The 5,934-nt window shown below is 61.5% G+C and carries 5 protein-coding genes; 2 read left to right on the forward strand and 3 right to left on the reverse strand.

What is annotated here, in order from left to right; all coding sequences use genetic code 11:
- Positions 1-365 precede the first annotated feature (365 nt).
- Both ACRESD_RS19605 and ACRESD_RS19610 read left to right on the forward strand, forming a co-directional pair.
- Positions 366-2,009, forward strand: coding sequence for an MFS transporter (locus ACRESD_RS19605; protein WP_431752413.1), 1,644 nt, complete (start codon positions 366-368; stop codon positions 2,007-2,009).
- Entirely contained in the window at positions 2,006-3,151 is a 1,146-nt protein-coding gene (locus ACRESD_RS19610; RefSeq protein WP_431752414.1) for an HlyD family secretion protein, read from the forward strand. The genes ACRESD_RS19605 and ACRESD_RS19610 overlap by 4 nt, the downstream gene beginning before the upstream one ends.
- Positions 3,152-3,217: 66 nt before the next feature.
- Here ACRESD_RS19610 and ACRESD_RS19615 read toward each other — a convergent pair whose 3' ends face one another.
- The 3 genes from ACRESD_RS19615 to ACRESD_RS19625 are packed head-to-tail and all read right to left on the reverse strand — an operon-like array spanning position 3,218 to position 5,822.
- Entirely contained in the window at positions 3,218-4,114 is an 897-nt protein-coding gene (locus ACRESD_RS19615; protein WP_431752415.1) for an aldose 1-epimerase, read from the reverse strand.
- Between the two features lie 10 nt (positions 4,115-4,124).
- Positions 4,125-5,000 carry an SMP-30/gluconolactonase/LRE family protein gene (locus ACRESD_RS19620; protein WP_431752416.1) on the reverse strand — a complete coding sequence of 292 codons (876 nt, stop codon included), beginning with the start codon at positions 4,998-5,000 and terminating at the stop codon, positions 4,125-4,127.
- A 3-nt stretch (positions 5,001-5,003) separates the two neighbouring features.
- Positions 5,004-5,822 carry an NAD-dependent epimerase/dehydratase family protein gene (locus ACRESD_RS19625; protein WP_431752417.1) on the reverse strand — a complete coding sequence of 273 codons (819 nt, stop codon included), beginning with the start codon at positions 5,820-5,822 and terminating at the stop codon, positions 5,004-5,006.
- Positions 5,823-5,934: the final 112 nt, after the last annotated feature.

The raw sequence follows: 5,934 nt of genomic DNA on the forward strand, positions 1-5,934 counted from the left end.
GCCATGGATGGCGCGGGGCGGCGGCCCCCCAAATCAATGTCGGATTGCGGGCACACCGAGCCTAGGCGAGGTGCCGAGTGTTGGGGCAAGAGCCCTTTGGTTACTTTGGGGCTTTTCCAAAGTGACCCGCTGTAAGAGCGGAACCGCCAGCCGCCGTTACCTGAATAACGGATATGTCCCCATTCCAGCGTCCCCCCAGTAGACCGCCATCGCAGGCAAGCCAGCTCCCACAGAAAAGCCCCCAGCAAGCCCCACTTCGATGACCATTTACACCCCCAAGATGGCAAGATGCTCGCCGCTCAGGTTTACTACTCCCAGAGTAACGGATTCACCGACCTTGCCCGTCGGCTCATCAAGGTCATCGAATGGACAAATACACCCCCCACACCTGGGAACCCCACGAGCGTCCGAGCCTGCCCGGTTCGCCGTCCACACCGCTGCACCCCACCCACAAGCGCTGGCTGTTCGCGCTGGTAGGCGTGCTGGTAGCGATCACCGGTGGCCTGGGTAACGCTCTGGTCATCGCCAACCTGCAATACCTGCAAGGCGCATTGGGGGCGACCACCGCCGAAATGGCCTGGCTGCCCGCCGCCTATGTGATGACCAACGTGTGCATGAACCTGCTGCTGGTGAAGTTCCGCCAGCAGTTCGGCCTGCGTGCATTCACCGAGGTGTTCCTGGTGCTCTATGCGCTGGTGACCTTCGGCCACTTGTTCGTCAACGACCTCAGTTCGGCCATCGCGGTGCGGGCGGCCCACGGCATGGTGGGCGCGGCGCTGAGCTCGCTGGGCTTGTACTACATGATCCAGGCATTCCCGGCCAAATGGCGCCTCAAGGCCTTGGTGCTGGGGTTGGGCACCGCGCAGTTGGCCTTGCCCCTGGCGCGCTTGTTCTCCGAAGACTTGCTGCAGATTGCCGAATGGCGTGGCCTGTACCTGTTCGAACTGGGCCTGGCGTTGATCTGCCTGGGCTGCGTGTTCTTGCTCAAGTTGCCACCCGGCGACCGCTTCAAGACTTTTGAAAAACTCGACTTCCTGACCTTCGCCATCCTCGCCACCGGCGTGGCCCTGCTGTGCGCGGTGCTGTCCCTGGGGCGGATCGATTGGTGGCTGGAAGCACCGTGGGTCGGCATCGCCTCGGCCTGTTCGCTGGTGTTGATCATGGCGGGGCTGGCCATTGAGCATAACCGCACCAACCCAATGCTGATGACCCGCTGGCTGGGCAGTGGTGTGATGATCCGCCTGGCGCTCGCGGTGATCCTGATTCGCATGGTGCTGTCCGAACAGTCCACCGGTGCGGTGGGGTTCATGCAGATGTTGAACATGAGCTACCAGCAGATGCACACACTGTACGTGGTGATGCTGGCCGGAGCGATTGCCGGGCTGGTGGTCAGCGCGTTGACCATCAACCCGGCGCACTTGCTGATGCCGTTGGTGATCTCCCTGGCGCTGATGGCCACGGGCTCTGTGATGGACAGTTTCTCCAGCAACCTGACCCGACCGCAAAACCTGTATATCAGCCAGTTCCTGTTGGGCTTTGGTGGCACCTTCTTCCTGGGACCGACCATGGTACTGGGCACCAAGAATGTGCTGACCAACCCACGCAACCTGGTGAGTTTTTCGGTGATGTTCGGTATTTGCCAGAACCTCGGCGGCCTGATCGGTGCGGCCTTGCTCGGCACCTTCCAGATCGTGCGCGAGAAGTACCATTCGAGCATGATCGTCGAGCACCTGACGTTGCTTGACCCGCGTGTGGCCGCGCGGGTACAGAGCGGCGGTTCGGCCTATGGCGGTATCGTCGCCGACCCGGAACTGCGCAACCTCATGGGCATTCGCAGCCTCGCCACGGCGGCGACTCGGGAAGCGAACGTAATGGCTTACAACGATGTCTTCATGCTGATTGCGATCATCGCGATGTTGACCATGATCTGGATCTTTATCCGCAGCCTATGGCTGTTAAGCACCACCAAAGCAGCCACTCCCGTTCAACCCAGCGGCGTATCTTCATGACTGAACCTTCAACGACCACCACAACTGCCATCGCCGCCACACCCGAAGGCAGCACGCCACCCGGCGCCGTGCCTACCGAGCTGCGGCCGTTGCGGGTGCGGATTATTTCTTCCCTGGGCTTTGCCGCGATTGCCATCGTCGGCGTGCTGATCGTGCTGTATGCCTGGCAATTGCCGCCATTCAGCAGCGCCGTGGAAACCACCGAGAACGCTTTGGTGCGCGGCCAAGTGACGATTATTGGCCCGCAACTGAGCGGCTATGTGTTTGAAGTGCCGGTGCAGGACTTTCAGTATGTGAAGACCGGCGACTTGTTGGTGCGCCTGGATGACCGCATCTACAAGCAGCGCCTCGACCAGGCGCTGGCGCAACTGGCGGTGCAGAAGGCCTCGTTGGCCAATGTGGTGCAGCAGCGCAACAGCGCCGAAGCCACCATCAAGCTACGCCAGGCTGCGTTGGCGGACAGCGAGGCGCAGTCGCGCAAGAGCACCGCGGACCTGCGTCGTAATGAAGAATTGATCAGCGACGGCTCGGTGTCCAAGCGCGAGCTGGACGTGACCCGTGCGGCGAATGCGCAGACGATTGCCTCGGTGGCCCAGGCCCAGGCCAGCCTGGAAATCGCCCGGCAGGATTTGCAAACGGTGATCGTCAATCGCGGTTCACTGGAGGCCGCCGTGGCGAGTGCCGAGGCGGCGGTGGAATTGGCGCGGATCGACCTGTCCAACACCCGCATTACCGCACCGCGTGACGGCCAGTTGGGGCAGATTGGCGTACGCCTCGGCGCCTACGTCAATTCCGGCGCACAGTTGATGGCCCTGGTGCCGCCGCAGTTGTGGGTGATCGCCAACATGAAAGAAACCCAGATGGACAACGTGCAGGTCGGCCAGCCGGTGACCTTTACCGTGGATGCGCTGAACCATCGCAAGTTTCACGGCACGGTGCAGCATATTTCCCCGGCGACCGGTTCCGAGTTCAGCCTGTTGCAGTCCGATAACGCCACCGGCAACTTCGTGAAGATCGCCCAGCGCGTGCCGGTGCGGATTACGGTAGACCCGGATCAGGCCGAAAGTGAGCGGTTGCGGCCAGGGTTGTCTGTGGTGGTGAGTATCGACACGGCAGGGCGCCTGAAAAACAGTCCGCCCTGATACACAAAGGACCAAAATGTGGGAGGGGGCTTGCCCCCGACTGCAATAGGTCAGCCACGAATCATGTCACTGAGCCACCACTATCGGGGGCAAGCCCCCTCCCACATTTGTGGTGTATTTCATGCTGAATTCGAGGTGGGTCGACTGGCCTTGTTCCAGTCGCTTCAAGCCTGGACGCTTAGGTAGATGGTGGGCATTCACCGGATGGCTCACCGGCTCAATGCAAAAGAACGCCAGCCCCGGTGGGCAATACAGCAGGAAGTAATCGGCGCCGGTGGCCTGGCATTCCAAGGCATACCCCAACTCCGGCTGCTCGATCAGACAGCGCCCGTCCCATTGGCAAAACCCATTGTCCACCAAGCCTTCCGGCAATGCCTTGAGCTGCTGGAAGTCCCAATCCACCGGAACCGGTGCCAGCCCGGTAGGCAGTTTGGACGCATCACTCATCCACACCTGCGACGCCTTGGCCTGTAACCGCGTCCCCGGCCTACGCGGCAAATAGGGATGCAAGCCCAACCCATGCCACGCTGCGTGTTCAGCCAGATGCGTCACGCTCAAGCCGATGCTCAGCTCGCCACCGTATAAGCGAAACCGCTGCTCGGCGCGATAGGCAAACGGCGCGTCGCATTCCATCGCCAGCACCACTTCATTCGCCGTGTGGCTGATCACTTGCCACGCCTGTTGCCAAGCCGAGCCGTGAATCGGCAGTGGATCGCTGAGGCTGTTCGGCGTCAGTGCCAGCCAACCATCGGGGTTATCAAAGCCGCCTTGGGCAATCCGGTTTGACCAGGGCGCCAATGGAAAACATCCCAGCTTGCCCGGCAAACCGCTGCTCACCGCGTGCTCATTACTGTGACGCAACAACGGTTGCCCGGTGGCGCGCACATACCAATTGACGATACTGCCACCTGTAGCCGGAGCCAGGGTGAGGTGGGTCAGGTGGTCTTCCAGTTCGATCAGCATGGTCATGCACCTAGAGTGCGAAGGTGGGTTCGGGCAACCCCTGGACACCGGGGTTGAGGGCGAATACGCCGCCGGCCAGGGACTGTTCGCTCTGGTCATCACGGATCGACGTGACGAACAACGTGTCCAGGCGGCTGCCGCCGAAAGCGCACATGGTGGGTTTCTTCACCGGCACGCTGAGGGAGCGGTCGAGGCGACCTTCAGGTGTGAAACGGTGGACCAAACCTGCATCGTTGGCGCAGATCCAATAGCAACCGTCGGCGTCGACCGCCGCGCCGTCGGGACGGCCGGGATGCTGGTGCATATCCACAAATACGCGGCGATTGGACGGTGTACCGGTTTCGATGTCGTAGTCGAACGCCCAGATCTGTTGCACCAACGGGTGCGAGTCCGAAGCGTACATCGTGCGGCCATCGGGGCTGAAGGCCAGGCCGTTCAGGGTGATAAAACCACTCAGCAGAGCCTGGGGCGTCTTACCTGCGATGAAGCGGTACAGGCTGCCCTCGGCCGCATTCAACCCCATGTTCAGCACCATGCTGCCGGCCCAGAAACGGCCCTGGCGATCACAGCGTCCGTCGTTCAAGCGCATGTCCGCACGCGGGTGTTCGACGGTTGCCAAACGCGTGGTATCGAGGCTGCCGTCGTTGTGCGGGGTGAGTTGGAAAAAGCCGGTCTCCATGCCGGCGACCCAGTTGCCGGCATCGGTACGCGCCATACAGGCGAGCATTTGTGGGGCTTTCCAGGCTGCGATATGCCCGGTAGTGGCGCTCCAACGTTGCAGGCCGCCGTTGGGAATGTCCACCCAGTACAGGGCATTTTCCTCGGGCACCCACACCGGGCATTCACCCACGGCATTGCGGGCGTCGACGATCAATTGAGCGGTCATGGGTCAGTCACCGAACGGCCCGGCCGCGCAGAATGCACCGCCTTGGTAGACCTTGGCCGGATCGTTGTCAGCCACGGGGGGCTGGGTTTCGACTTGGGCGCGGAACACTTCGGAGCTGTCCTTGGGCACAAAACCCAAGTGTGCGGCGTAGCGGTTATCCCACCAGGTATCGAGGTTGTCCGACATGCCGTAGACCACGGTGTGGCCGACGTTGGGTGTGTACAACGCACGCTCCAGCAGTTGCGTGAGGTCGTCGAAACTCAGCCAGGTGTGCATCATCCGCCGGTTCTGCGGTTCGAGGAACGAGGAGCCGATACGGATGCTCACGGTCTCGATGCCGTAACGGTCAAAGTAAAAACTGGCCATGTCTTCGCCGTAGGATTTGGACAGACCATAGTAGCTGTCCGGGCGGCGAGGGGAGTGGGCGTCGAGGGTCTCGCCTTGTTTGTGGAAGCCGATCACATGGTTGGAGCTGGCGAAGATCACGCGTTTCACGCCATGACGGCGGGCGGCTTCGTAGATATGGAAAATTCCGCAGATGTTGGCGCCCAGTACTTCTTCGAAGGAACGCTCCACCGACACGCCGCCGAAGTGCAGGATGGCATCCACACCTTCCACTAGCTGGTGCACGGCTTGTTTGTCGGCGAGGTCACAAGGTTGCACCTCTTCGGAGGTATCGGTGGCCGGAGCCATATTGGCGATGTCCGACAGGCGCAGTACACGGGCATAAGGGCGCAGGCGTTCACGCAGGACTTTGCCCAGGCCGCCGGCGGCGCCGGTGAGGAGCAGGCGATCAAAGGGGGCAGGCGTTGTGTTGGTCATGGGCGTTCCATTATTGTTGTAAGTTGTCGTATGACTTGCTGGGAGTATCGTTTTGGACTCCCCAGGTTGTCAACGCCTGTAGTGAGCGGGCTTGCCCCGCGCTGGGTGGCGA

The organism is Pseudomonas sp. (assembly GCF_050739995.1).
Lineage (GTDB): Bacteria > Pseudomonadota > Gammaproteobacteria > Pseudomonadales > Pseudomonadaceae > Aquipseudomonas.